Origin of the sequence: Paraeggerthella hongkongensis (genome assembly GCF_003726035.1) — a bacterium.
Taxonomy (GTDB): domain Bacteria; phylum Actinomycetota; class Coriobacteriia; order Coriobacteriales; family Eggerthellaceae; genus Paraeggerthella; species Paraeggerthella hongkongensis.
The window spans coordinates 1-26,049 of record NZ_QICD01000035.1 but is presented as its reverse complement, the minus strand read 5'-3'; the positions used below and the strand labels follow the sequence as shown (position 1 = coordinate 26,049).

The window sequence follows — 26,049 nt, the reverse complement described above, 5'->3', positions numbered from 1 at the left end:
GGTGGCGGCTGCCGGCGGGCTCGCTGCGGGCGCAGGCCCCATGGTCGCGCTCGCTGGGTCGAGCGCCACGACCGCCGCAGCCGTGCTGGCCGCTTCGGCTGCCTTCGCGGCTGCGACGGCAACGGCCCTCGTGCTCGACAAGGCCGTTTCCGCCATGCCCTCCGGGCTGAAAGCCGCGTCTTCGTCGTTCGGATCGCTCGCCGATTCGGCGACCGGAAGCGTTTCGAAAGCCGAGGCGGCCGTCCGCTCGGGCCTGCGGCGCATCCAGTCGGAGGTTTCCGGGATGCGCTTGCAGCTCCCTCGCATCGAAGTCGGCGCGCTTCCGCACTTCACCCTGTCCGGCAGCTTCAGCCCCGAGACCGGAAGCGTCCCGCGCGTCGGCGTCAACTGGTACGGGCGAGGCGGCGTGTTCTCCGGCGCGTCGGTGATCGGCGTGGGCGAGCGCGGCCCCGAAGCCGTGGTCCCGCTTTCCTCTCGGAGGATGGAGCCGTTCGCGAGCGCGGTCGCCGACAACATGGGAGGCGTCACGCAGGCCGACCTGTACGACGCGATCGTCTCGGCGATCGAATCGACGAGGGCCAACGAGCCGGTCCCGGTCTATCTGGACGGCCGCGAGGTCACCGACCGCCTCGCCCCCAGGTTCGGGGCCAGGCTCGGATCCATCGAGGGAAGGAGGGCGCGAGGCCTATGAACGACGTGACCGTGAGCGGCGTCGTGCTTGAGGAGAGGTTCGGATTGCGCCTTACAGGGGAATCCGAGTTCAAGCCCCCTAAGCCGAAGATGCGCATGATCGACATCCCGGGTGGGGACGGCGCGCTCGATGCCACCGAAGCGTTCGGCGACGTCCTGTACGAGAACAGGGAGCACGTCATGGTGTTCTCCGTTCCGACGGGCGCTGGCGATTTCGAGCGGATCAAGACGGACGTGGCGAGATTTCTTCACGGGCGATTATTTGATTATGTGCTCGGGTTCGATCGGGGCTACGTCTATCGCGGACGATTCGAGGTCGACGAGTGGTACTCGCGAATGCACCTCCGCCGAATCAAGGTGAAGGTCACCGCGAACCCCTACAAGTCCGCCGGCACGAAGGTCCATACGGTCGACGCCCAGGCGGGCGCGCAGCTTCGCCTGCTGCCGGGGCGCGGGCGGGTTCGCCCCGTGTTCGAATCGCAGATGCCCTGCCACGTCGTGGCGAACGGCGTGGACGTCGTGCTGCCGCCCGGATCGCACACGGCCGTGGGGCTCACGATCCGCGACGGGGCGTCGGACGTGTACGTCAACACCGGCGGCTCGATCAGAGGAGGCACCACGACGTGGGGCGACCTCAAGGAGAGGGGCCTCACGTGGGCCGACCTCAAGGGCAAGAGGTGGCACGAGGTCATGTACATGGCCGGCGCGCCCGCCCCCAACGAGGCGTACCGGGTCAAGATCGCATACGAGGTATTGGAGCTGTAACATGGAAACGACGACGAGGCTAGGGCTGAAGCTGCCCGGCGACAACGACCTGGTCGATCCAGCCGACTTCTGCGGCAATGACCGGGTGATCGAGAGATACATAACGACGCTCACCCAGGCGGCGTCCGCTTACGCGCCCTCCGCGCTGAACCTCACCAACCAGTACAAGACGGTCCCGTTCGGCTCGATCGTCAAGACGGGACACGCGTTCAGCCTGTCGGGCGGCGGCATCAGGATCGCCGAAGCGGGCTTCGCCAAGGTGTCGGTGCACATCTACGCGAACAGCCTGCCGGCTGGCGACGCGCTCGAAGTCGACATCAGGAAAAACGGGACGACGTTCTGGCAGTACAGCGCCGAGGACAGCGATTCGACCTACGTGGTGTTCGACCTGGTGTCGCGCCTTATCCCGGTTGCCGCTAACGACATCATCACCATGGCGGTGCGCAACTGGCAGTACGTGCGCGGGAAGATCGTTCCCGAGTCGACCTACATGACCGTGGACCTGTACAAAAACCTCAACTTCTAAGGAGGCGCGCATGCGCATTCTGTACGGCGGCCGCGTCCTCTACGATCCGGACGCCGGCGTCGAGCTTTTAGACGTTGAGCTCGTGCGCTCGCTTCGCAGCGCATCGGAGCTTTCGTTCAAGATGCCGGCGACCCACGAGTGCGCGGGCGTCATCGAGCTCGAATCGGTCGAGCCGGAGATCGAGGCGTGGGAGGGCGCGCGCTGCCTCATGCGGGGCCGCGCCCACTCCTGCGAGGACGTGGACGACGTGGGCACCGTCGAATACCGATGCGAGGGCGAGCTCGCCTACCTCAACGACACGTCGGTGCGCCCCTACTCCACGGTGGCGGGCGCTGCGCCGCTGCTCGCGCCGAGCGACCCTTACGGGTACTTCGAGTGGCTCATCAACAACCACAACGCGAAGGTGGAGCCAGCCAAGCAGATGCGCCCCGGCGTGAACCAGGGGCACCTCCTCGACGACAACGAGCACATCCTGCGCTCCGACTCGACGTACCCCAGCACCGGCCTCGTGATACGCGAGAAGCTGCTCGAGAAGCTGGGCGGCTTCGTCCGCGCCCGCTACGTGGGCGGCGCGCGCTACGTGGACTACCTGGCCGACACCGACGGCACCGCGTCCCAGCGCATCGAGTTCGGCGCGAACCTGCTGAAGTTCGCCCGCACGCGCGACGGATCGCCCATCTATTCGGCGGTCGTGCCTCTGGGCGCGAAGCCGGAAGGGTCTGATTACCGCGTCACCATCGAGCCGTTGGGTAACGGCGACGCGGACGCGTACGCGCGCTACAAGAAGCGCGGCGACGCGGTGGTGTCGGTCGACCTCGTGTCGAAAGTGGGGTACCGAGAGCGCGCCGTCGTGTGGGACGACGTGACCGACAGGGCGCGCCTGGTAGACCGCGCCCTGTCCTGGCTGCCGGGCCAGGCCAACGAGATCGAGACGCTGAGCGTCAAAGCCTACGACCTGTCCCGCATCGATCCGCGCGTCCAGCCGATCGATCTCGGCGACTACGTGCGCGTGACGAGCGCCCCGCACGGGTACGACTCATACATGATAGTGTCGAGGATCGTCCACCGCCCGACCGACTGGCAGGGCGACGAGTACGTGTTCGGCATCGAGGGCGACGACATAGGCGACATCGTGCGCAAGCACGCCGCCACGCTCAACGCCGGGATCAACGGCGCCTACGAGGCGGCGGACGCCGTCGACAAGATCGCCAAGGACGCGCAGGCGCGCGCCGACGCCGCCCAGGGGAGCGCGGACAAGGCGCAGACCGACGCGGACGCAGCCAAGATCGCGGCGGATGCGGCTAAGGCCGAGGCCGACAAGGCGTTCGCGGACGCGACCCAAGCCGCAGCCGACGCTCTCGCGGCCAAGGACAAGGCCGACCAGGCGACGGCGAAGGCGGAGGTCGCCGAGTCGGAGATGGTCGTCGTCAAGCAGGCGGTGGCGGCTGCCGAAGCCACAAGCAACGCCGCGCAGCTTGCGGCCGGAAAAGCCGACGCCAAGGCGGGCGCGGCGCAGGCCGCCGCAGCCGAGGCCAAAACGTCCGCGGGGACGGCGCTGCAGAACGCCGCCGCCGCGATCGCGACGGCCGACGCGGCGACCGCGCAAGCGGCGGGGGCGAAGGCCTACGCCGCGCAGGTGCGAACCGACCTCGCCGGGCAGATCAAGACCGTCACGGACACCATGGCCGCCGACTACACCAGGAAGACCGACCTCACGCTCACGGAGTCGCGGCTCATGTCGGAGATCGAGCGCAGCGCGGCGGGCGTCGCGTCCACGGTGGCGCAGCAGTACGCCAAGAAGACCGACCTCTCGACGGTGCAGGCCGACCTGCAAACCAAGATCACTCAGAACGCCGAGGCGATAACGAGCACGGCGGCGTCGGTGACCGCAGTGGACGCCAAGGCCAACAACGCCCAGAGCGCAGCCGACGCGGCCAAGACCGCCGCCGCGAAGGCGCAGACGGACGCGACGGCTGCAGCGGGCAACGCAGCGGCGGCCCAGACCGCAGCCGACGCGGCGGCGGCGAATCTCGCAGCAGCCGAAGCCAATCTAGATGCGGTGTCCATCCGCGTCGGCGCGACGGAAGCCGATGTCGCCGCCGCCGAGCTCGCGGTCAAGAACGCCAAGGCAGCGGCGGACGCGGCAGCCGCGAGCGCGTCGACCGCGAAAACGAGCGCCGCGACCGCGCAGGCGACGGCCGACGCGGCCAAGTCGGCGGCCGAAAAGGCCCAATCGGCAGCAGACGCCCTTGGAGCGAGGGTGGCTTCCGCCGAGACCAAGATCGAGCAGAACGCGGAAGCCATCGTCCTGCGCGCCACCAAGGCCGAGGTGGACGCGGCGAAGGGCCAGGCGATCGACGCCGCTGCAACCGATGCCAAAACCAAGGCCGACGCCGCCCTTGCTGGCGCGAAGACGTACGCCGACGCTCAGATCAAGGTGCAGGCGGACCGCATAACGTCGAGCGCGGCCGCGACCGACGCCCTCGGCGCGCGCGTGTCCACGGTGGAGCAGACGGCGAGCGGGCTGTCCGTTTCGCTGGAATCCGTCGAGGCGACGGCGAACTCCGCGAGCGCGACGGCGAACGCGGCGCGGACCGAGGCCGCGAGCGCGGCGAAGACGGCCTCGGACTACATGCAGTACACCGCCGACGGCCTGGAGGTCGGCAATAAGTCGTCTGGCTCTTGGAGCGGGTTCCGCTCCCGCATGGCGGCGGGCGCGTTCCAGGTGCTCGACGCGGCTGGCAACGTCCTGTCGAGCTTCGGTGCGAGCGTCGTCGATCTCGGCAAGAACTCCGTCAACTCGATCATCAAGCTGTGCGGAGGGAAGGGCGAGGTATCGTACGGCACCATCGACATCTACGGGTCGTACTACGGCGCTCTCAGGATCGCCTCGGAGGCCATCGTCAACGTCGAGGGATCCGAGCTGGTCTGCCGCGGGGACCGCGTGCACGTCGGCAACGTCAAGAGCACTGACCTGTGTCAAGATTTCGGACACGGAAACTCGAGATTCCATGCTGCCATCGCAATTGCTTTGTCCATAGGTTTCGTACGTTCGAAGAATGCATCCATCACCTCGGCGGGGATCCTGTAACCGATCGATGAATGGGGTCGCTTGCGGTTATAGTAGGATTCGATGAACTCGATGACAGCCATCTTCGCGGCATCCCTGGTCGCGAAACTCTCTCGGTAGTACATCTCGTTCTTAAGCGTCGCAAAAAACGACTCAGCGACTGCATTGTCGTGACAGTTACCAGTACGGCTGCATGACAGGCGTACGTCGTTGTCGCGTGCCCATCCGGCTAGCAAGCGACTGGTATACTGAGCGCCTTTGTCTGCATGAAAAATTGCATTTTCAGCAACATAACCTCGAGCTTTCGCACTTGCAAGGGTGTTCACCACGATATCAGCCGTCATGCGACTCGAAAGCGACCAACCCACCACCATGCGGGTGTTCAGGTCGATCACAGTCGATAGGTACAGCCAGCCTTGTCCTGTGCGCAGGTAGGTGATATCCCCCACAAGCTTGTAGGTTGGAATGGGGCTCGTGAAGTCCCGGTGCACGAGGTCGGGACGCGGTTTCGCGTTCTTGTCAGGAATCGTAGTGCGTTTGGACTTATAGGGAGTACATCCTTTTATCCCCAGCTCGCGCATGCATTTTCGTACACGGTAGAGCGTGACGTCTCGGAACTCATCGGGCATGAAACACTTGACGAAGCGGGCGCCGAAGCGCCGGTCGGACTCCAGCCAGACGCGGTGGACCACTTCGCGCACCTCGCTCCAGTCATCCTCCGGACAACCTTTCGAAAGCCACGAGTAGAAGCCTGATCGCGACACCTCCAAGATGCGCGCCATCAGGTTGATCGGGAATTCGGCCCTCTCCGCCAGCATCAGCCGGTAGCGCATGGCTACGCCTGCTCTTTGGCGAAGAAGGCCGCGGCTTTTTTCAGGAAGGCGTTCTCCATCTCGAGCTCGGCGTTGCGCTTCCGCAGAGCTCTCATCTCGGCATCATCCTCCGGCGTGGACCCGTCGCCGGAGAGCATCTTCCTGCGATCCTTCACCCATCTGTTCGCAGTCTTGGGATTCAGCCCCAACTCCCTGCAGACTTCGGCGGTCGGCCTGCCGGTCGAGATGATGTAGTCGGCGGTCTCCCGCCTGTATTCATCGGTGTATTTCGCTGACGTGTTAGCCACTATCCTGCTCCTTTTCTCGGTTGCTTCAGGTTACTAGATTTCTGATTCGAAATCTCGCAATCCCGTGTCCGAAAAAACGATACAGGTCACACGCCGTCCGATCCCGCCCAGTACTGCGGCCTCCAGGTGACCCCGAACGGCAGCGCGATAGTGTCGGGGTACGCAGCCACAGTCGGGTCGGCCACGAAAGTCTACCTGTCGAGCGACAAGAACCTGCCCGTCCAGATCAACGGCAATGACATGGTCGACTTCGTGGTGGCCCAGGGCACGAGCGGCATCTGGCGGTGGCGCAAGTGGGCGTCGGGGTTCGCCGAGTGCTGGGGCGCAACGTCCACGCCGACGTCCACGAACGTGCAGTGGGGCGGCATGACGTACGACGGGACGATGCGCGGAGGCCACGCCCTCCCGTTCGCCCTTACGAATCTCGTGCATGCAGACGTCGTCATCGAGGACCCGGGCGGCGGAGCGTTCTGGCCCGGCGTGCACACGGTGTTCGGCGACAAAGCCCCGAAGTTCTTCGTCCTGAGCGTCGGCAACTACTCGAGAACGGTGCGCCTGCACTACTACGTTACCGGAACATGGAGGTGATGGGCATGGCCGGCATGAGGATCGTCGACGAGAACGGGAACGAGATAGCCAACCCCGACCTGTCGGCCGGGACGCTGTCCCCGACCATAGTCGTCAAGAAGGGAGCCGTCCCGCCCGACGACGTGGAGAAGTTCGCGTGGGCGGACGACGACTACGAGGAGGTCGCGGTGTACGTCGAGCGGGCGGGCGCTCCTGGGCAGACAGACGGAGCATCCGCGAGCGTCGAGGACTTGATGGTTGCGGTCGCCGAGCTCGGCGCTCTCGTAGCGGGCGAATAAGCAGGAAAGGACAGGAGGAATCATCATGATCAAGGTCTACTACAGCCTGGTGAAGAACGGCAAGTGGGAAATCGAGAACGTCCCTGCGCTCTGGCGAGGCGGCGTGCAAGCCCTCCTTGACGCCGACGAGGCCGCAGAGAGCGAGGAAGCGGCCGGATAGGTTCCGTTCGCTCGAACGCAAGACAATACCGGAGAATCGACGAGGCAAGCCCTGCCGGGCTTTTCAAAGCAAAACGAGACAAGGAGAGACAAGCAATGGAGAATCTGCTGATAGCGACGATCCTGTGCATGGCGCTGGACGTCGCGACCGGAGTGGCGGGGGCCGTCAAGGCCGGCGCGCTTAAGAGCGGCAAGATGCGCGAGGGGCTGTGGCACAAGGCCGGGTTCTTCGGGCTCATCGCCCTCGCGTACCTCTTGGAGTTCGCCGCGAGCGTGGCCGATCTCGGCATATCGGTTCCGGCTGTGAGCGCGGTGTGCGCGTTCGTCATCCTGACCGAAGTCGTGAGCATCGTCGAGAACCTGTGCGTGCTCAACCCCGACATCAAGGACAGCCCCGTCGGGAAGACGCTCGCATCGCCTGGCGGGGAGCCGGGAGAGAAGGAGGAGTAGGATGGACTGGGAAGGCCTGAACGCCGACGTCGAGATGATCCTGCCGCGCAATTTCACCTGCGGCAGGCACGGATCGATCCAGGCGGTCACGATCCACCACATGGCTGGCGACCTGAGCATCGAGGACTGCTACAGCACATGGCTCAACAGCTCGACGTCCGCCCACTACGCCGTGCAGTCGGACGGCACGGTCGGTCAGCTCGTAAACGACTGGGACACCGCCTGGGCGTGCGGAAACGACTGGGCGAACCCCAACACGGTAAGCGTCGAGCACGCCAACGACGGCAGCTGGCCGTGGACGGTCGGCGAGGCCGCGCTGGAGGCGGGGGCGCACCTCGTGGCGGCTATATGCCGAAAGCACGGGCTCGGCCGCCCGGAGTGGATGGTCAACGTGTTCCCGCACAGCCACTGGTCGGCGACGCTCTGCCCGGGCGAGCTCGCCGGGTCGCAGAACGCGGAGTACATGCGCCGCGCCGGAGAGTGGTACGACAGGATGGCCGGGGCGTCCGGCGAATGGGTCCACGACGAGAAGGGCTGGTGGTACAGGCGGGCGGACGGCTCCTGGCCGGCCGGAGAATGGTTCGCGCTCGACGCGTGGTACCGCTTCGGGGCGGACGGCTACGCGCTCACCGGCTGGCAGCTGGTCGACGGCAAGTGGTACCTGTTCGGCGACGACTGCCGCATGCTCTCCGGCTGGCAGAGCGTCGGCGGAAAGTGGTACTACCTGACCGGCTCCGGCGCCATGGCCACGGGATGGGCGGAGGTGGACGGAGCGTGGTACTACCTGGACGCGTCGGGCGCGATGCAGACCGGGTGGCTGCTCGACGGCGGCAAGTGGTACTGGCTCGACGAGTCGGGGGCGATGGCGCGCTCGACGTGCCGAAGCATCGGCGGCAAGTGGTACGCCTTCGGATCGTCCGGCGCGATGATGTCCGGCGAGGTGCCGACCGGCGTCGGCGGGGACATGGAGCTGGGATAGCCGGCCTACTGGATGGGGATTGATGCTCCGTCAGCTATGGTGACCGTCGAACGCGATATGGAGAGATTGCCTGATCGCCGTCGGCTACGACCGGTGCGTCGAGTTGCGCAAAGCGCCGGGCTGATGTAGCCCGGTGAAAAGGATGGTGTTAAAATTGCGGTCTCGTTACGCACTTTCCCCTTCAGGAGGCGACGGATGGCGGATCAGGAAACGCTCTTGCCGATTCAGGATGAAATCATAGGCTATGCAACGGAGGCGTACGGTCTTGCCGTCGATCTTCAAGACTTGGAGGAAGCCATGGGTGAATACATGGCGAATGGAAAGTCGGAAATCGAAAGATTAATGAAGACGGAGGAAGAACGGATTTCAAGGATCGCAGATAAGGACGTTGCGCACGACTCGACCGATTTGTTAGGGCTACGAAACGCATTCGCTGATTACCTCATACGAGACGCGGAGTCGGCGAAGCTCGTGGCAGGGTCGGTTCTGATGAATGTCGTTTTCACGTTGAGCCAGCTGTTTCCCGATATTGTATCAGGGGAAAAACCTGAGAGATGGTCTAGGGAGAAGCTCGTTTACGCGAAGCGCAGAATCGCAGAGCTGGCGTCAGCAACGGCAGTCCTCTATGCGCCTTGCGCGCGCGACGAGAGGTTGAAGGGCCTATTCGAGCTTCACTGCTCATTGTCGACTATGGAATCTCTTCTCATCGCTAGCTCATACGGCGACCAATTCGCCGAGTATCAGATGGCGATTGCCGACGAACAGCGAAGATTGGTGAATTCCCAGTTCAGAATTGCGAAAGAGGCAGAATCGCAAAGTGCTCAGATGACGCGCATGACCAAATTTATAATGTTAGCGACGTTCGTAACTCTCGTAATTGCCGTAGCCGACTTCATCATTGCTCATCCGTTTTCTCCCGAAGCTGTTTTTAATGTCGTCAACGATCTTGTTCGGGGGTGACGTTCTCAATCCAGGATGGTAAGGGGGCCGGACGTTTTCGCCGATGCGTGAACTGCGCGACCCTGCGTATTCCGGCGTCTCCGGCGGCACCTACGAGTGCGTCGCCGACTCGCTCAACGTGCGCGACGCTCCGGGCATGTCGGGGGCCGTGGTCGCATCCTACGTCGATGGCGAGACGGTCGCGCTCGACGAGTGGGACGAGGTCGCCGACGGATACCTGTGGGGCCGCTACACGTCCTGGACGGGCGAGACGCGCTACATCGCCGTGGGGACCGCCGACGGGGGCGAGGAGTACCTGCGCAAGCGGTAGTTGCGATCAGCCTCGCCGCCGTGGTATAGTCTGTCCAGACCGCTGCATCATCCCTTCGGGGACGGCCCGCGCTCCTTCGGGGGCGCGGGCTTTTTTGCGTTCGGGGCAAATTAGATAGCTCCCTGCGGGGTCGATCCTGATCGCGGTGGGGGACGAGGATGCTCATTCGAGGTCGTGAAGCTCTCTCTCGTCTGTCCTTCGCTGCCATTCGGTAGCCGCTGCGCAGGCCGACCGTGGCCGCGTGTTGACAATCGGTGGTAGAATGTTCTTTACGGGAAAGGAGGTTGCCATGAGCCAATACGTATGCACTGCGTCTCAGCTGGCGCACTACGTCGTCGACAAGTGCACCAAGGACGGTAAGCCGGTCAGCAACCTCCAGCTTCAGAAGATCCTCTACTTCTTACAGGCTGTGTACTGCAAAAAGACGAACAGTCTCCTTTTCAAGGAAGAGTTCGAAGCATGGCCCTACGGACCGGTAATGGTGGGTGTCTACCGCGAGTATTCGTCTTACGGAGGGTGCTCGATTTACAGAAGGCATTCTGATGCCGATATGCTCGACTTCGGAAACTTGAAGAGTTTCATCGATGATGGAATTGATTTTTTGCGCGAAAAATACCCTTGGGACTTGGTGAAGATCGCGCATGCGGAGAATTCTCCGTGGGATCGCGTGTATCGGGGAGGTTCGGGCTACAAGGAAGTTATTCCGAACGATTTCATAATCGAATCGAATCGCAAGTAAGGTATTTGAGTTCCCTTGACCAGAAGTGCTAACGAATTCGGAAAGCTGTTCGACGATTCGATCGAGGAATTGCTTCCGCCTCAAAGAGGGGCGGTCGATATACCGCTCATATGCCCTATGGATCTATACGAAACCAAAAGAGCTGCTGCGAGGGACGTCTTGTCGTCGCTTGCATGCATGAAGTGCAGCCTCGACGAGGTTACGGCGAGAGACTTGTCGGTTTTCTTCGTCAAGCTGTATTTCGATATGCATGAGGGATTCAGACATATGTACTCGGATGTCTACGCGGTATTGAAAGGGCTGCTTAAATCCAACGGGCGCCTTGACGAGGATGTTCCGTTTGAGGCTATAAACCTGTCGAACAACATAGACCTCATCGAGAAGGAGCTGGTTAAGTCTGGTGTGAATGAAAACGCGATTCTTCACATCAGGAAGCTCCACGATCACATCGAACTTGAAAACAATCGAATAGAGTACATGGCCATTCAGAACAGGGAACAGCAGAAAAAGATAAGGAAACTGAAGCAGAAGTTCGAGGACAGCATCAAGGAGAAGGTTGCTGGAGCTGAAGCGTCGTTCAGTAGAAAAGTTGAAACCGACATAGAGGACGCGCAGCAAAAGCTCCAGCGGAACTACATCACGATCCTCGGCATCTTCGCCGCCATAGTCGTCGCGTTCATGTCGGGCACGGCGTTCTCTTCGTCGGTTCTTGAGAACATCGACAAGGCGAGTATCTACCGCATTTCGTTCGTCGTGCTGCTCGTAGGCTTTTTCATGTTCAACATGACATGCGCTCTGTTCATGTTCCTTAACAAAGTGTCGGATATCGACAACAAGGCGATGCGCAAGCTGTTGAGATTGGTCAACGCCTTGTTCATCGCGTTCATCGTCGTCGTGGTCGTTGCCCGCGCGGTGGATCTCGTTGCGATCTTCCCGGTCTTGGTCCAGCGTCTTTTCGGGCTTTAGCCGATCATTGAAGCCTGCGCACCTGATCGAGGCGCGGGCTTATCGACTACTCCTCCCATGTCGCCATCGTAGCCGGCTAGAGCGCATCGTTTTTCATTCGAAAACTCCTTTCGTCTGGGCATATAGCCCAAAATTATCCCCAACGGCATGGTTTACGCAGGTCATAGGCTTGTGACTCAACATTCGATTCTCCGCGCCTCCACCAACTTCACAATTGCCGCTTGTTCTGGATAATACCAGTTCAAGCGGCATTTTTTTACGCTATGAAACAGGGTTGCAGATGCCTCTTCGCAGCTATGCGACGACATCTCGTCAGTCATTGTGTTGCAATGTGTTCCATCAATTGGAAGGAGGTCCGACATGGCTAGCGCAACTATGACTGTCCGCATGGACGATCGTGAAAAGGCGTTGATTTCAGACTATGCCAAGACGTTCGGGACAACCGCATCCGACTTCATGCGCCGTACCGCTCTTGAGCGCATAGAGGACGAACTCGATTTGAAGGCATGGAACGATGCCAAGGCCGAGTTCGATGCCGACCCTGTGACGATCAGCCACGAAGAGGTCATGCGCAAATTCGGATTGCTATGAGTTGGCGCATGGAGTATTCGCCCAAGGCAATCAAGCAACTCGCCAAGATAGATGCCGGGCAGCGCAGAATCATCCTCGCATGGATCGACAAGAATCTGAGCGGCTGCGAGGATTCGCGTGCGCGCGGAAAAGGGTTGATGGCAAACCGCTCTGGTCAGCGGAGGTACCGCATAGGCGATTGCAGGATTTTGTGCGAGATACGCGACGGTGATATGGTTATCCTCGCTATCGAGGTCGGACGCAGGCGCGATGCATGCGATCGTTGAATTCTGAGAGATCGTAGTCGATAATTAACCAATAGCAGCATATTTTTCAAGCGGCTTTTTATTGTGTCGGGATCGACGTTCTCCCTCGTCGACGCGACTTGAGACCCTTCGGGCATTCGCGCCGAACGACCTGTTAGTTGTAGCTGCTGCCGTTTTGTTACAGAAAAAGCAGCTTTTGCTTGCTACAATTATGCGACGCCCCGACCTCATGAGAGAGATTATGAGCGACAAGAAATATAACAAGGCTGCGCACGGCCGTCATGCCGCTGGCGCGCAGCGTCCGAACGATACCGATTCTGGGCAGGTAGTTTCTCCTGTTCCCTCCGATTCTTCGGCTCCCGATGCGACGGCCGCCATGCCGCCCGCTTCCGCTTCGAAGGCGGAGGACTATCCGTTGATGTACGCTTCCGAGCAGGTGTACGCGTCCCCTGATTCGCTCCATACGCTCTCTGCGGATGCGATGGCCGTTCCTCGTCGGCGGCGCAGGCCGTTGAAGGTGCTCGCCATCGTGCTGGGGGTGATCGTGGCGCTGGCGGCTGTTGCGTACATTGGCGGGTCGGTGTACTTCTTCGATCGATTCATGCCGAATTCCACTATTGGCAACGTGGACGTGTCGCTCATGTCTTCTGCGGATGCCGAGCGTTCCCTGGCATCCTCCGTCAAGGATTACAAGCTGACCGTGACCGGGCAAGGATTCACGTTGAAGTTGACGGCGGCTGATGCCGGCCTGTCGCTTGATTCTGGAAAAATCGTCCAGCAAGCTCATGCGGATGTCAGCCCGTGGACATGGCCCCTTGAACTGGCGCGCACGCACGACGCTACCGACAAATTGGTTGCCAGCTTCAATGAATCCGGTCTTGAACAGGCTGTACGTAAGGCTGTGGAAACGTTCAACGAAACCGCTACGCCGCCGACGGATGCCACGGTCGCCTACGATGAATCTGTGGGCGCATTCGTTGTGAAAGCAGAAGCCCCCGGAACCGCCCTTGATGCCGATGCGGTTGTACGGGCGGCTGACGAGGCGTTGGTAGCGCTCAACCCTACGGCCAAGCTCACGGCTGATCATTTGAAGAAGCCAACCGTCCTCTCCTCCGACCAGCGGCTGAAAGCTGCGGCCGATTCGGCCAACACCATGATCAAGGCGAACCTCACGCTTACTATGGGTGGAACCGAGGTGGGCGCCGTTAATCCCGGCCTTGTTTCTCAGTGGGTCGTGCTCGGCGAAGACATGAACGCTGCGTTGAACGAAGATGCTCTTACCGCATGGGTCGACGGGGTGGTTGCCGCGTGCGACACCGTGGGCACGGCGCGTACGTATACGCGACCCGACGGCAAGGTGATTACCGTCCAGGGAGGGCCTTACGGATGGGACGTCGATCGCGATGCGCTTCTTGCCATGGTGAAAGAGGCGGTTGCCGCAGGAAGCGTGCAGAGCGCGGAGGTGCCCACGTTCTCTTCGGGTACGGCGTTCAATGGCGCTGGCGCCCAAGACTGGGGCGCTCGGTATTGCGACATCGACCTGTCCGAGCAGTACGTTCGTTTCTACGACGCTTCGGGCGCGCTGATCTGGGAGGCCCCGTGCGTGAGCGGTACGCCCAACGGCGCCCACAATACTCCCACGGGCGTGTACGTGCTCAACTCGAAGGCATCTCCGTCGGTGTTGAAGGGAACGAACCTGGACGGTTCGAAGTACGAGTCCACCGTGCAGTACTGGATGCCGTTCGTCGGCAACGTGATCGGAATGCACGATGCCGACTGGCAGCCGTATTTCGGCGGCACAAGGTACCAGGACGGCGGCGGAAGCCATGGCTGCGTGAACCTACCGCCTTCGTCGGCTGCGGCTTTGTACGGCATCATCCAGCCGGGTGATGTGGTGGTTAGCCACTGGTAGGCTACACCACGGTCAGATCCGCTATGCGAAGCGGCATCATGCGCGCCAATTCGGAAAGCGGCATTTCCACCTGGCATCCGATGCGCCCTCCGGAAAAGGCGATGCGCTCGAACAGCTCGGCTGTTTCGTCGATGGTCGTGGCGAACTGTTTTTTCATACCTACGGGAGAGCAGCCTCCGTGCACGTAGCCGGTGAGCGGTAAAAGCTCGCGCGCTTTGATCATGGCTACGGCTTTCTCGTTCACGGCCGCCGCTGCCTTCTTGAGATCGAGTTCGCAGGCCACGGGTATCATGAACACGTAGTGTTCCCCCGATTTTCCCTGCGTGACCAGGGTTTTGAACACGCGGTCCTGGTCGAGCTCCAGAAGCTGCGCCACCTCGACGCCCGACAGAGCCTCGGGGCAATCGAAGAAGCGCGCTTCGAAGTCGGCATGGGCTGCTTCCAGTTCGCGTACGGCGTTGGTTTTCGTTTCATGTTGCTTGGGCATGGTTCGCTCCTACACGCCGCCCACTAAAGCGGCGAGAACGGGGATGGTAACAAGCGAAAGCGCGGTCGTCACGAACGTTCCGCGTATGATGGTGTTCAAATCGCCTCCGTAGCGCAGGCATAGGATGGTGCCGTTCGTCGCCACGGGCATTCCGTTCACCACGACCAGCACGCCGAGCAGCAGCGGATCGGCAACGAAAGGGCTGAATGCAAGCCAGATGCATACGGGAATGATCAACAAGCGAAACGCTGCCATGATGTAGGTTCTGAAGTGCGTGATCATTGTTTTTACGGGCACGGTTGCCAGGCTCGATCCAATGATGAGCAGCGCCGCCGGCGTGGTCATCGATCCCATGGTGTCGATGGCTTTGCCGAATACGCCGATGTCCGTCACGTTCAGAAGCGCGAGCGCCATGGTTGCAAGACACGCGATCAGACTGGGGCTGATCAGGTTGCGCGCGCCTTCGCGTACCTGTTCTTTCAGGCTTTGCTCGGATTGGGAGAGCATCATGACGCCTACGGTAAACACCAAAATGTTGAAAGGGATGTTGAATATCGCTCCGTAAAGAACCGCCTCGCGGCCGAAAACCGCTTCGAGCACCGGGTATCCCAGAAAGCCCGTGTTGCCGAACGCCAGCATGAAGCTGTACGTTCCGCGTTTCGAGGGATTGAGTCCGAACAGAAGCGGTACGACGAAGGCGATGGCAAGGACCAACGCGAACGCGAGGCACGAGAACAAAAGGATGGTTCCGATGGTGGCGGGGTCGGGCAGGCTGTCGCGCGTAAGGACGGATGCCAGGATCGTGCATGGAAGGGTGATGGTCAGCACCAGGCGCGAAAGCATCCTGTCCGATTCCTCGCTCATCACGCGCAGTTTGCGCGCGACGAATCCCAGCGCCATGGCTAAAAACAGCACGATCATCTGGTATTCGATAGCTTGAAAGCTCATGGGCTTCTTTCTTCGGGGATTCGTTCGGGTTTTAGGGCAGCTGCAAGATTAGCAGAAACTATGGCAGCCCGGTGCCGATTCGGCGCACGAACCAAGCCTGCGGTATACTTGGATGCATGGACGATCTTCGAACATCTACTGAGTCGCGCGAGAGCGGATCGCGCATTCCTTACGACAACGCGCCGATCGGCGTGTTCGATTCAGGCTTCGGCGGGCTTACCGTTGCGCGTGAGATCGCGAAGGCCCTTCCACACGAATCTATTACGTACCTGGGAGACTCGGCTCGCTGCCCCTATGGGCCTCGCTCGTTGTCCGAGGTTGACGGATTCGTGCAGCAAATCGGCGGCTGGCTGGTGGAACGCGGCGTCAAGCTTATCGTCATCGCGTGCAACACGGCGACGGCTGCCGGTTTGGCTCATGCCCAAAAGGCGTTTCCCGTGCCGGTCATCGGCGTGGTGGAGCCCGGGGCTCGCGCGGCGGTTCACGCCACGAAGAGTCGCCGGGTCGGGGTAATTGCAACGAAGGCGACGGTGGACTCGAACGCGTATACCGACGCCATTCGCCATATCGACGCGGGCATCACGGTGTTCTCGACGGCTACGCCTCGTTTCGTCGAGATAGCCGAACAGGGCATTCGCATGGCCGAGGGGCCCATCGAGAACTACACCTCGCTTGCGTCGAAGGTCTACATTCGTCCGGCGTTTCAGGAAATCGCGAAGGAATATCTCGAGCCGCTCCGTCGATGCGACATCGACACGTTGGTACTCGGCTGCACGCATTTCCCGTTGTTGAAAGCGCTGATAGGCGGCGTGGTGGGGCGCGACGTCACGCTCATCTCGTCGGCCAAGGAAGCTGCGAACGACGTGATGCAGATACTCGGCCGACGCGGTGCCCTTGCTTCGTGCGATCATGTGCCGCGCTACGAGTTCTACACCACCGGAGAGGATGCCGAGGAATTCCGCACGTTCGGCAGCCGGGTGTTCCGCAATCCTATCGATGCCGCCGGGCGCGTCGATTTCCCTTCTTGTCCGTAGCGTCGGCGCATTCGATCCCTCGGAATCAGGTTGAAAGGCATCCTATGAAGACTATCGTCATCGCAAGCAACAATGCCCACAAGGCCCGCGAGATTGCCGAAGCGTTGGATTTCCCCGGTTGGGAGTTCAAAACGCTGCGCCAATTGGGGATCGATTCGGACCCCGTAGAGGACGCCGATACGTTTTTGGGCAATGCGCGCATCAAGGCGCTCGCGGCGCATGAAGCGAGCGGAGGAAAGGCCGTCTTGGCCGATGATTCCGGTCTTGAGGTGGATGTGCTCGACGGCGCGCCCGGCGTGTATTCCGCGCGTTATGCAGGCGAAGGTGCAACCGACGCCGATAATAACGAAAAGCTGCTTTCCGCGCTTGCGAACGTGTCTGATCGCGATCGCACGGCGCGATTCGCGTGCACGCTCGTGCTGGTCGACGAAGACGGCTCGGAGACGGTTGCGCGCGGCACCATAGAGGGTCGCATCGGGCATGAGGAGCGGGGGAGCAACGGCTTCGGGTACGACCCGCTGTTCCTGCCGGACGTGTTCGCGGATGGCCGTACGCTTGCCGAGGCGCTTCCCGAAGAAAAGAACGCGGTGTCTCATCGCGGCAATGCCCTGCGCGAGCTGCGATCGAAGCTGGAGGCGAAGCGGTAGCGGCCGCACGCCGAAGCGCCGCACGTCGCAGAGGGTCATCCGGGGCGCTCGCCATCTTTGCGTTTGCCATTATCATGCGGTTCGTTTATCATGTATAGGCTTTCGTCAAGCCGAACGTCGGGATGTGGCGCAGCCTGGTAGCGCGCCTGCTTTGGGAGCAGGATGTCGCAGGTTCGAATCCTGTCATCCCGACCATTTTTCTTTTTGAATCGGATCCGCGTCCGTGCAAACGGTTTGCAATCTTTCGAGACCTCGGCGTTCCTGCCGGGGCGCAAACGCTGTCGGCAACCGTTTCCTTCCTGTTTCGCGCCCTGTGCGCCACGCGCGTCTTCTTGTCCTACCATGTTTTCAAATGAGCATGAGATTAGATAAGGGGCGATAGCGATGGAATCCGTCCATTCCGAAGCTGATCGTGACTTCGACGATCTGCTGACAACCTTGCGCGTCCGTTTCGAGCAGCATCCCGAGCGTCATCTTGATGCGTCATGGGACGACGTGCGCCTTCGCCTTGCGGCGGCTCCCGGGAAGCTGGCCGTCTTGCAGGTCATGGAGGCGTCCGGCGGCCAACCTGACGTCGTGCGCGATCGAGCTGCTGGCGATGCGCTCGCGTTCTTCGACTGCTCGTCTGAAAGCCCTGCCGGGAGAAGGGGCTTGTGCTACGACGACGCAGCGCTTCAAATCCGCAAGCGCAACAAGCCGAAAGGGAGCGCGCTTGGCATGGCGGATGCCATGGGAGCGAGGATTCTCACCGAAGCTCAATACCGGGGCTTGCAGGAGGTCGGTGCGTTCGACCTCAAGACGTCAAGTTGGATAGATACCCCTGACGACGTGCGTGCTTTAGGCGGCGCGCTGTTCTGCGACCGTCGCTACAACCGCGTGTTCACGTTTCACAATGGCGCGGATTCCTACTATGCGGCGCGCGGGTTCCGCGCAATGCTGGAATTGTAGTTTTGTTGACGCAAGGGAAGCGAAGGGAAAAAAGAAGCCCGATCGTGGTGATCGGGCTTCTTGAGCGTTCGTGGAGCGGGTGACGGGAATCGAACCCGCGTCATGAGCTTGGAAGGCTCAGGTTCTACCATTGAACCACACCCGCACGTCGCATTGAGCGCGGCGCCTATTGTACCGCAAGTTTCTCCGATGCGCGCAAAATTATCCCAGGGAATCCACGAATCCGGTCGAACTCGGCCATCGACGCGAAAACCCAAAGCGGGAATCGAGCCGCTTTTGCCCCGATGCTTGCCGTCCCGAGCGCTGGAAACCGGAAATATTGGCAGGAATCGATGCTTTTTGCCGCGCGCGGAGTGGTTTGCGGCAGCATCCCGATTCATCGTGCAAGGGTCATCGTCGAGAAACGCCTGCTCGAAAGCGCACCGCGACTCGGTCGAATTGAGATCGAGTCGCGGTGCGCGGGGTCCTGCGGCTTCCGCACGGGGGAGGGGACGAAGCCGAAGCCGCAGTGCAAAGATGTGCCCGGTGCGTTCGACGCCAAACGTTCGGAAGGGACGCTCGGCGGCTGCAAGCTCGCTCGCGTCGGGCGAAACGGCTTACTTGCCCAGGTATTCCTTGGCATCCTTCATGGCCAGGCGCCCGGAGTTAACGGCCCATGCTGCTTGCGAGCCGGGTGCGAACTTCACGTCGTAGGAGTCGCCGTACAGCCCGCCTGCGTCGGAACCTCCGGCGTACAGGCCCGGAATCACCTGGTCCTTGTCGTCGAGGACTTGTATCTTCTCGTTCACCTTGATGCCGCCGCACGTGGTGTAGAATCCGTCGGCGGTTTCGCACAGCCAATAGGGACCCGCATCCACCTTGTGCATGAACTTGGATCGCTTGCCGAATTCCTCGTCAGCGCTGGGGTCTTCTCCATTCAGGCCCGCCGCGACGTCGCAGTAGGCGTTGTACTGCTCGACGGTCGCCTTGACGGCGGAGGGGTCCAGCCCGACTTTGGCGCAGAGGTCTTCCAACGAATCGCCCACGTGGCAGCCTTCGGCTTTTTGCAGGACCTCGCGCGCTTTTGCCAGCGGCGTTCCCGGCGTGCCGAACGAGAACACCTGCCCGTCGGGGCCGTCTGCTTCCCAGCGCTTCATATCTGCTTCGGTGAACAGGGCGAATGTTTTATCCTGGTTGCGTACGCACATGCCAGCGCCCGAAAAGTCGTCCAGCCAGAGGTCTTCTTTGCAGAATCGCTGGCCCTTTTCGTTGAGCCATACGGTGGGCTGCACGCCTACGGAGTACGCGTCGGTGGTCCACGTTGCCGTAACGGCTCCTATGGTGACGGGTCCGCACCACATGACGGTGCCCAAGCCTTCGGCGAACTCGGCGCCGGCGTCCTTGGCCATCTTCAATCCGTCGCCCGCCCGGCAGTCCATGCCAAGCGCCTGGATGTTCTCGTTTTTCGTTTCAGATACGCTGTAGAGCATTTCGGGGTTGTTCGCGTAGCCGCCCGTGCATATCATGACCACGGGCGCTTCGACCTTCAATACGTCGCCGTTGTCCTTTTCGGCCAGAACACCGGCCACTTTGCCGTCTTCCAGGATCAGCTTGCGGCCGAATGTGTTGAAATGAGCTTCGACGCCCAGTTTCTCGGCCTCCTTGCCGAAGCACTGCATGAAGTAGCCGCCGGGGCTGGCGTTGTCTCCCTTGTCGTAGACGTGCCATACCTTCGGACCGGCGCCGATGGAGATGTTTCCTTCGAATTCGATGCCGTGGCTTTCCAACCAGTCGATGGTTTCGGACGTCTGCCCGAAGAAGTTCTCGTACAGCTTGTGCTGCGGAATCCAGTGATGGTAGTTCAGGCACGTGTTCGTGGCGTTCTTCACATCGTACGGGGCATTAGGGTTGTAAGCGCCGGCGAACATGATGTCGCCGTCGGCCTTGGTGAAATGCGTTTCTAGGGCCGTCATGCCTTCGGTTCCGATGAACGATCCGCCGTATCCGGAAAGACGCTCGATCACAACCGGCTTGAGGCCCAGGTCAATGGCTTGGATGGCCGCTGCCGTACCCGTTCCTCCCGCACCGACGATGCATACGTCTGCCTTGACGGTTTCTTTCGGCTCTCCCAGTTCGGGGATGCTCCACAAATCGTCGCTGCCGTTTGCGGTAGGTTCGTTGCCGCCTACTTCGGACGTTGCGGCCGGGTCTTTGCTGCCCGTGGCGGGCGCGCTCGGGCTGCAGCCGGCCAGCGCGGCTCCGGCGAATCCTGCGGTTAGAATGCCGGCTCCCGCGAGAAACGACCGACGGCTCAAGTTGCTGGTTGCTTCGGACATGATGATCCTCCTTGTACGTCGCTTCCCTGAGAAGCGATTCCAGCCGCGCTCCTGCGGCGTGCCTTCAGTTTGGCCCCTTGGCGTCGGGTTGCGCAATGGATTCGCGGCCAGCTAGCCGATGCCCCTTGAAACGTTTGGTTTCACCCGTTCGCACGCGGTTGGTAGTACAATAAGGTTCGATCTGGAGAAGGGGAGGGAGGGCTCCATGCTTCAGGACAGGTGCGACTACTTCATACTGGCGTACGAATCGCCGAGCTTCAGCGCTGCCGCCGCCAAGGTTCCCATGTCTCCTCAAGGGTTCACGAAGGCTATTCGCAATATGGAGCGCGAACTGGGAGTTTCGCTGTTCACTATGGACGAGGACGGTTCGCGCGTTGCCACGCCGTACGCCCATGAGTTCTACGAGTACGCCAAACGCGTGCGGGCCGAGCGCAATTTGCTGTCAGCTGCGTTCGATCGCATAGCCTCGAGCGGCTACGTCGAGCTGCGCATTGCCTGCTCGCTGGGCATTCCCGGTTTTCTCGGTTTCGATTTCTTGCAGGATTACCTCAAAACCCATGCGGACGTATCCATATCGCTGTGCGAAATGCCCGACGCTTTGTGCGAGACCGCGCTGAGCGAGGGTCTTTACGACATGGCTCTGACCGTCGTGCCGTGCGATGAGGAGTTCGAATCCCGGCTTCTGTACACGTCTCCCGTATGGTATTGGGTGCGTCGCGACGATCCGCTCGGCGATTGCGAATCCATCGGTCCCGAGGACCTTGCGGGCCGACGCATCGCCATGCCCGGTGACGACTTCAAATGCTACCGTGCGCTGTCGGATTGGTTCGCGAGCGCCGGAGCGAATCCGCCTGAGATTGTGAAATACTCCGAGATTTTCTGGATATACGAGTTCGTGTTGCATGGGAGAGGCGTCGGGTTCACGCTGCCTCACCTGGCGTGTTTGGAAGTGTTCAGGGGCAACGAGGACGTGCGCGCCGTGCCTTTACGCGGATTTACGTGGGGATTCGGGGCATCTCGTCTGAAAACGCGAACCCCAACGTCTGCTGAAGACGAGCTGGTTGAGTACTTGTGCGAGCGTGCCGCTCGTCTGCGCAAGCGATTCTGAGTGCACAGACGAGAAATCGGGGTACCGTTTTAGGATACGATGCCCCGCAGGTACGAGACGATGTCGTCTGATTCGTACAGCGGACGGTTGCCGATAACGAGGCAGGGAACTTGCTTCTTGCCTCCGATGCGCACGAGGTCGTTCTGGTTTCCCGGCTGCAACGTGTCGCGCGTATCCATGGTGATCTTGTTCGCGTCCATGAATCGTAGAACTTTTTGGCAGTACGGGCAGGATTTCTTGTAGTAAAGCGTGTGGTTTTCCAGGTAGGGCATGTGCGGCTCCTCTCGATGCGCTGAGCAAGGGCGAGCGTTTCTGTCGGTGATTTAGATTACTATTCTAACTTATCATCTTTAAGGGAAGCGTCCTGCGGCACAGCTGTTGCCAATTGGTTTCCCGAGCGCGCGTCGAATGGGCGCGGAGTCCCCGGCCTGTTGTTGGAAGGAAAAATAATGCGCGAAAACTATTGCAATAGAAAAAGAAATTTGAAATAATTCAAATTTTTTTAAAATGGAGTCAGTAAAAAGCCGTTTCGCGAGAGCGAAACGGCTGGAGCAATCTGGTGCGCCCAGCAGGACTCGAACCTGCAACCGACGGATTAGAAGTCCGTTGCTCTATCCATTGAGCCATGGGCGCGTTTCATTGAGCATCGGTATTATACCTTAAATGAAGCCAGGCGGGACAAACTATGAGCCAATGGGGCAATAGGGCTTCTCTCGTGGTAAAAATGGTCGTAGATCAGGGATTTTAGGTAGTTTAAGCCCGCTTCGAAAGCATGAATGGCTCCTAAAGCGCTCGCGCCGGAACGCAAAGCGTCGACCTGTTTGCAGGGTAATTGCATCTTTTTGAATATTTATGCATAAACACGAAACAAGGACCGGGTGCAAAATGGGGGAGGCATGCTTGTTTTTGTGCAGAATAGGGTGATTTAGCCCTGAAAAACGCTTTAGTTTGCGCTAGTAAATGTGTTCAAAATGTGAAGAAATGTGCAGATTTACCTTACCATTCGCCGAAAAAGCACGTGCCTTTGCGAGGGGGTCCATTTTGTTTCGCTTTTGTGGTTGCAATTTATTTCGAACCATGAGATTTTGGCGATGTCGAACGGACGCCCGGTGCGCAACGGGCGCTGCCGCAAGTCGAAAATCTGTAAATGCATAAAAGGAAAAGGAGGGTTGCTATGGCTGGCGTGAACGTCAAGAGCGAGATCAAGCCCTTGAAGAAAGTTCTGCTCCATCGCCCTGGCCGAGAGCTTCTGAACCTGACGCCGAACACGCTCGAAGAGCTGCTGTTCGACGACATCCCGTTCTTGAAGGTCGCCCAGGAGGAGCACGACGCTTTCGCGCAGATTCTGCGTGACAACGGCGTCGAGGTCGTTTACCTGGAGGACCTCACGGCTGAGGTGCTCGAGTCCGACCCTGCGCTGCGCGAGCAGTTCCTGAAGCAGTGGATCGAAGAGGCCGGCATCCGCACGGAGCGCTACCAGAAGATCATCTTCGACTACCTGCAGGAGAACTTCCCCGATGCCAAGGACTTCGTCATGAAGACGATGGAGGGCATCAACCTTACCGAGCTGCATACGGACAAGTCGAACTCCTTGGTTGACCTGGTTTCCGAGTCCTCCAAGATGGTCGTCGCCCCGATGCCGAACCTGTACTTCACCCGCGACCCGTTCGCGTCCATCGGCAACGGCGTGTCCATCAACCGCATGTACTCCGTCACGCGTAACCGCGAGACCATCTACGCCGAGTACATCTTCAAGTACCATCCCGATTTCCAGGGAACCCCCGAGTACTATAGCCGCTACAACACGTTCCACATCGAGGGCGGCGACATCCTCAACATCAACGATCACGTGCTGGCCATCGGCATCTCGCAGCGCACGGAGCCCGACGCTATCGACGCGATCGCGCACAACATCTTCAACGATGAAACCAGCCCGGTCGACACCATCCTGGCGTTCTACATCCCGAACAACCGCGCCATGATGCACCTCGACACGGTGTTCACCCAGATCGACGTGGACAAGTTCACCATCCATCCGGGCATCATGGGCCCGCTGACCGTGTTCGAGATCACCGCCGAAGGCGATGGCATCAAGGTCAAGGAAATGAACGACACGCTTGAGGATATTCTGGCGAAGTACGTCGGCAACCCCGTGGAGCTCATCCCCTGCGGCGGCGGCGACCGCATTGCGGCCGAGCGCGAGCAGTGGAACGACGGCTCCAACACGCTGTGCATCGCTCCGGGCACCATCGTGGTGTACGAGCGCAACGACGTGACGAACGCGCTGCTCAAGGAGAAGGGCCTCAATGTTTTGGAGATGCCCTCCGCCGAGCTGTCCCGTGGCCGTGGCGGCCCGCGCTGCATGAGCATGCCGCTGATCCGCGAGGACTAGTTTTACCTTCGCTCGTGCGATAATCTAGTTCTATCTAGTTTCTGTCTTTTACGGTGCGCCAAGACTGTGCGAAGCGGTCGAGGCGCACCGAAAAGGGGCGGGTGGAAAACTTGGCGCCGCCTGCCGATCTTCAAGTTTGTTTGTTAGTAACGACGAAAGGAATGAACTATGCCTACTAGCCTGAGCGGACGCAACTTCCTGAGGCTCCTCGACTTCACGACCGAGGAGATCGAGTACCTCCTGAAGCTGTCTCGTGAGTTCAAGAACCTGAAATTGACGGGTACCCCCCATCGCTACCTCGAGGGCAAGAACATCGTCCTGCTGTTCCAGAAGACGTCCACCCGTACGCGTTGCGCGTTCGAAGTTGGCGCTATGGACCTGGGCATGGGCGTGACCTACCTCGATCCCGGCAGCTCGCAGATGGGCAAGAAGGAGTCCATCGAGGACACCGCCCGCGTGCTCGGCCGCTTCTATGACGGCATCGAGTTCCGTGGCTATGCTCAGACCGACGTCGAGGAACTCGGCGCCAACGCTGGCGTGCCGGTGTGGAACGGCCTGACCACCGAGTGGCATCCCACGCAGATGCTCGCTGACATCCTGACGGTGCAGGAGAACTTCAACTACGACATCAAGGGCAAGACCCTGGTGTTCATGGGCGACGCTGCCAACAACGTTGCTCGTTCGCTCATGGTCGTGTGCTCCAAGCTGGGCATGAACTTCGTTGCCTGCGGCCCCAAGGAGAACATGCCCGAGGCTGAGCTGGTCGAGACCTGCAAGGCCATCGCTGCCGAGAACGGCTGCACCATCACCCTGACCGAAGATGCCAAGGCTGCCTGCACGGGCGCGCATGCCATCTACACCGACGTGTGGGTGTCCATGGGCGAGCCGGACGAGGTGTGGACCGAGCGCATCCGTCTGCTCGAGCCGTATCGCGTGACCTCCGAGCTCATGGCTGTGGCTGACCCCAACGCCATCTTCCTGCACTGCCTGCCGGCCTTCCACGACACCAACACCACCATCGGTGCCGACATCGCCGAGCGCTTCGGCGTCACCGAGATGGAAGTCACCGACGAGGTGTTCGAGTCCAAGCAGTCCAAGGTGTTCGACGAGGCCGAGAACCGCATGCACACCATCAAGGCTGTCATGTACGCCACCCTCTCCTAAAGAAAGACAAGGTGAATTAGCATGCCTTATCAGAAGGGTGACGGCAAGTCCGTTGTCATCGCGCTGGGCGGCAACGCCCTGGGCAACACGCCCCAGGAGCAGCTGGCGCTGGTCAAGGACACCGCCAAGAACATCGTCGACATGGTCGAGGAGGGCACCAACGTCATCGTGTCCCACGGCAACGGCCCTCAGGTCGGCATGATCAACAACGCGTTCGCCTACGCGTCCGCCAACGACGGCAAGACCCCGGAGATGCCCTTCCCCGAGGCCGGCGCCATGAGCCAGGGCTACATCGGCTACCAGCTGTCCCAGGCCATCCTCAACGACATGAAGCTGCGCGGCATCGACCGCTCGACGGCCTGCGTCGTGACGCAGACCGTGGTCGACCCGGCCGACCCGGCGTTCCAGAACCCCACCAAGCCCGTCGGCGCCTTCCTCTCCGAGGAGGAGGCCAAGGCCAAGGCCGCCGAGACCGGCTGGACCTACAAGGAGGACGCGGGCCGCGGCTGGCGCCAGGTCGTCGCCTCCCCCAAGCCGGTCCGCATCGTCGAGTTCGACGCGGTCAAGGACCTCATGGACGCGGGCTACATCGTGGTGTCCACGGGCGGCGGCGGCGTGCCGGTGTTCGAGAAGGAGGGCCTGTACGAGGGCGTCCCCG

The 26,049-nt window shown here is 60.7% G+C and carries 29 protein-coding genes and 3 tRNA genes; 24 read left to right on the top strand and 8 right to left on the bottom strand.

Going from position 1 to position 26,049, the window contains the following annotated elements; all coding sequences use genetic code 11:
* From DMP08_RS12475 to DMP08_RS11530, 4 genes are all read left to right on the top strand, one after another.
* A partial coding sequence (locus tag DMP08_RS12475; RefSeq protein WP_161555469.1) for a phage tail tape measure protein occupies window positions 1-691 on the top strand: 691 nt, incomplete at its 5' end.
* Window positions 688-1,455, top strand: a complete 768-nt coding sequence (locus DMP08_RS11540) for a hypothetical protein (RefSeq protein ID WP_123193029.1) — start codon at window positions 688-690, stop codon at window positions 1,453-1,455. The genes DMP08_RS12475 and DMP08_RS11540, both read left to right, overlap by 4 nt.
* A 1-nt stretch (window position 1,456) precedes the next feature.
* Entirely contained in the window at window positions 1,457-1,981 is a 525-nt protein-coding gene (locus DMP08_RS11535) for a hypothetical protein (RefSeq protein ID WP_123193028.1), read from the top strand.
* Window positions 1,982-1,991: 10 nt separating this feature from the next.
* The gene (locus DMP08_RS11530; protein WP_123193027.1) at window positions 1,992-5,072 is read left to right on the top strand and encodes a phage tail protein; all 3,081 of its coding nucleotides are present in this window, start codon (window positions 1,992-1,994) and stop codon (window positions 5,070-5,072) included.
* On the opposite strand, the gene DMP08_RS11525 is transcribed toward DMP08_RS11530, so the two are convergent.
* A complete protein-coding gene (locus tag DMP08_RS11525; RefSeq protein ID WP_123193026.1) occupies window positions 4,961-5,884 on the bottom strand; it encodes an IS3 family transposase in 924 nt (307 codons plus the stop codon). The two genes, DMP08_RS11530 and DMP08_RS11525, sit on opposite strands and share 112 nt — an antisense overlap.
* A 2-nt stretch (window positions 5,885-5,886) precedes the next feature.
* On the bottom strand, window positions 5,887-6,171 hold the full coding sequence (locus DMP08_RS11520) for a transposase (RefSeq protein WP_161555468.1): 285 nt from the start codon (window positions 6,169-6,171) through the stop codon (window positions 5,887-5,889).
* Between the two features lie 150 nt (window positions 6,172-6,321).
* Between DMP08_RS11520 and DMP08_RS11515 the strand changes: the two genes are divergently transcribed.
* The 12 genes from DMP08_RS11515 (at window position 6,322) to DMP08_RS11465 (ending at window position 14,348) form a co-directional block, all read left to right on the top strand.
* Window positions 6,322-6,759 carry a hypothetical protein gene (locus tag DMP08_RS11515; RefSeq protein ID WP_123193024.1) on the top strand — a complete coding sequence of 146 codons (438 nt, stop codon included), beginning with the start codon at window positions 6,322-6,324 and terminating at the stop codon, window positions 6,757-6,759.
* Between the two features lie 5 nt (window positions 6,760-6,764).
* Window positions 6,765-7,037, top strand: a complete 273-nt coding sequence (locus DMP08_RS11510; RefSeq protein WP_148042361.1) for a hypothetical protein — start codon at window positions 6,765-6,767, stop codon at window positions 7,035-7,037.
* Between the two features lie 25 nt (window positions 7,038-7,062).
* On the top strand, window positions 7,063-7,197 hold the full coding sequence (locus tag DMP08_RS12755) for a CD1375 family protein (RefSeq protein ID WP_280176559.1): 135 nt from the start codon (window positions 7,063-7,065) through the stop codon (window positions 7,195-7,197).
* Window positions 7,198-7,292: 95 nt separating this feature from the next.
* Window positions 7,293-7,646: a phage holin family protein gene (locus tag DMP08_RS11505; RefSeq protein WP_123193022.1), complete on the top strand. Its 354-nt coding sequence runs from the start codon at window positions 7,293-7,295 to the stop codon at window positions 7,644-7,646.
* Between the two features lies 1 nt (window position 7,647).
* Window positions 7,648-8,625 carry a peptidoglycan recognition protein family protein gene (locus DMP08_RS11500; RefSeq protein WP_123193021.1) on the top strand — a complete coding sequence of 326 codons (978 nt, stop codon included), beginning with the start codon at window positions 7,648-7,650 and terminating at the stop codon, window positions 8,623-8,625.
* Between the two features lie 195 nt (window positions 8,626-8,820).
* Window positions 8,821-9,585, top strand: coding sequence for a hypothetical protein (locus tag DMP08_RS11495; RefSeq protein ID WP_123193020.1), 765 nt, complete (start codon window positions 8,821-8,823; stop codon window positions 9,583-9,585).
* Between the two features lie 43 nt (window positions 9,586-9,628).
* A complete protein-coding gene (locus DMP08_RS11490) occupies window positions 9,629-9,895 on the top strand; it encodes an SH3 domain-containing protein (protein ID WP_123193019.1) in 267 nt (88 codons plus the stop codon).
* Between the two features lie 289 nt (window positions 9,896-10,184).
* Window positions 10,185-10,634 (top strand): Panacea domain-containing protein, encoded by a 450-nt coding sequence (locus DMP08_RS11485; RefSeq protein ID WP_161555467.1) that lies wholly within the window; start codon window positions 10,185-10,187, stop codon window positions 10,632-10,634.
* A 15-nt stretch (window positions 10,635-10,649) separates the two neighbouring features.
* A complete protein-coding gene (locus DMP08_RS11480) occupies window positions 10,650-11,600 on the top strand; it encodes a hypothetical protein (RefSeq protein ID WP_148042360.1) in 951 nt (316 codons plus the stop codon).
* Window positions 11,601-11,960: 360 nt separating this feature from the next.
* Window positions 11,961-12,191, top strand: coding sequence for a type II toxin-antitoxin system RelB family antitoxin (gene relB, locus DMP08_RS11475; protein WP_123193016.1), 231 nt, complete (start codon window positions 11,961-11,963; stop codon window positions 12,189-12,191).
* A complete protein-coding gene (locus tag DMP08_RS11470) occupies window positions 12,107-12,457 on the top strand; it encodes a type II toxin-antitoxin system RelE family toxin (protein ID WP_337959670.1) in 351 nt (116 codons plus the stop codon). Before relB ends, DMP08_RS11470 begins: the two co-directional genes overlap by 85 nt.
* Before the next feature lie 220 nt (window positions 12,458-12,677).
* The gene (locus DMP08_RS11465) at window positions 12,678-14,348 is read left to right on the top strand and encodes a L,D-transpeptidase family protein (RefSeq protein WP_244596966.1); all 1,671 of its coding nucleotides are present in this window, start codon (window positions 12,678-12,680) and stop codon (window positions 14,346-14,348) included.
* Window position 14,349: 1 nt separating this feature from the next.
* Here DMP08_RS11465 and DMP08_RS11460 read toward each other — a convergent pair whose 3' ends face one another.
* Complete coding sequence (locus DMP08_RS11460) at window positions 14,350-14,835, bottom strand: aminoacyl-tRNA deacylase (RefSeq protein WP_123193014.1); 486 nt, start codon at window positions 14,833-14,835, stop codon at window positions 14,350-14,352.
* Window positions 14,836-14,844: 9 nt separating this feature from the next.
* Window positions 14,845-15,783, bottom strand: a complete 939-nt coding sequence (locus DMP08_RS11455; RefSeq protein WP_123193013.1) for an AEC family transporter — start codon at window positions 15,781-15,783, stop codon at window positions 14,845-14,847.
* Window positions 15,784-15,899: 116 nt separating this feature from the next.
* On the opposite strand from DMP08_RS11455, the gene murI reads away from it, so the two are divergent.
* The 4 genes from murI to DMP08_RS11435 all read left to right on the top strand — a co-directional run bounded on the left by murI (window position 15,900) and on the right by DMP08_RS11435 (window position 18,412).
* The gene (murI, locus tag DMP08_RS11450) at window positions 15,900-16,817 is read left to right on the top strand and encodes a glutamate racemase (RefSeq protein ID WP_123193012.1); all 918 of its coding nucleotides are present in this window, start codon (window positions 15,900-15,902) and stop codon (window positions 16,815-16,817) included.
* 44 nt (window positions 16,818-16,861) lie between these two features.
* On the top strand, window positions 16,862-17,464 hold the full coding sequence (gene rdgB / locus DMP08_RS11445; RefSeq protein ID WP_123193011.1) for an RdgB/HAM1 family non-canonical purine NTP pyrophosphatase: 603 nt from the start codon (window positions 16,862-16,864) through the stop codon (window positions 17,462-17,464).
* A 118-nt stretch (window positions 17,465-17,582) separates the two neighbouring features.
* Window positions 17,583-17,659, top strand: a tRNA-Pro gene (locus tag DMP08_RS11440).
* 189 nt (window positions 17,660-17,848) lie between these two features.
* A complete protein-coding gene (locus DMP08_RS11435; RefSeq protein ID WP_123193010.1) occupies window positions 17,849-18,412 on the top strand; it encodes a DUF4256 domain-containing protein in 564 nt (187 codons plus the stop codon).
* A 71-nt stretch (window positions 18,413-18,483) separates the two neighbouring features.
* On the opposite strand, the gene DMP08_RS11430 is transcribed toward DMP08_RS11435, so the two are convergent.
* Both DMP08_RS11430 and DMP08_RS11425 read right to left on the bottom strand, forming a co-directional pair.
* Window positions 18,484-18,557 (bottom strand) — tRNA-Gly (locus tag DMP08_RS11430).
* Between the two features lie 451 nt (window positions 18,558-19,008).
* Entirely contained in the window at window positions 19,009-20,727 is a 1,719-nt protein-coding gene (locus tag DMP08_RS11425; protein ID WP_123193009.1) for an FAD-dependent oxidoreductase, read from the bottom strand.
* Window positions 20,728-20,932: 205 nt separating this feature from the next.
* Between DMP08_RS11425 and DMP08_RS11420 the strand changes: the two genes are divergently transcribed.
* Complete coding sequence (locus DMP08_RS11420) at window positions 20,933-21,835, top strand: LysR family transcriptional regulator (RefSeq protein WP_123193008.1); 903 nt, start codon at window positions 20,933-20,935, stop codon at window positions 21,833-21,835.
* Window positions 21,836-21,864: 29 nt separating this feature from the next.
* On the opposite strand, the gene DMP08_RS11415 is transcribed toward DMP08_RS11420, so the two are convergent.
* Window positions 21,865-22,107, bottom strand: a complete 243-nt coding sequence (locus DMP08_RS11415; RefSeq protein WP_114567552.1) for a glutaredoxin family protein — start codon at window positions 22,105-22,107, stop codon at window positions 21,865-21,867.
* 285 nt (window positions 22,108-22,392) lie between these two features.
* Window positions 22,393-22,468: transfer RNA gene (locus DMP08_RS11410), tRNA-Arg, on the bottom strand.
* A gap of 541 nt (window positions 22,469-23,009) precedes the next feature.
* Here DMP08_RS11410 and arcA point away from each other — a divergent pair.
* The 3 genes from arcA to DMP08_RS11395 all read left to right on the top strand — a co-directional run.
* A complete protein-coding gene (gene arcA / locus DMP08_RS11405) occupies window positions 23,010-24,227 on the top strand; it encodes an arginine deiminase (protein WP_114567551.1) in 1,218 nt (405 codons plus the stop codon).
* A 168-nt stretch (window positions 24,228-24,395) separates the two neighbouring features.
* Window positions 24,396-25,391, top strand: coding sequence for an ornithine carbamoyltransferase (argF, locus tag DMP08_RS11400; protein ID WP_123193007.1), 996 nt, complete (start codon window positions 24,396-24,398; stop codon window positions 25,389-25,391).
* Between the two features lie 21 nt (window positions 25,392-25,412).
* Window positions 25,413-26,049, top strand: a 637-nt coding sequence (locus DMP08_RS11395; RefSeq protein WP_123193006.1) for an amino acid kinase family protein, incomplete at its 3' end; no start/stop codon positions are given.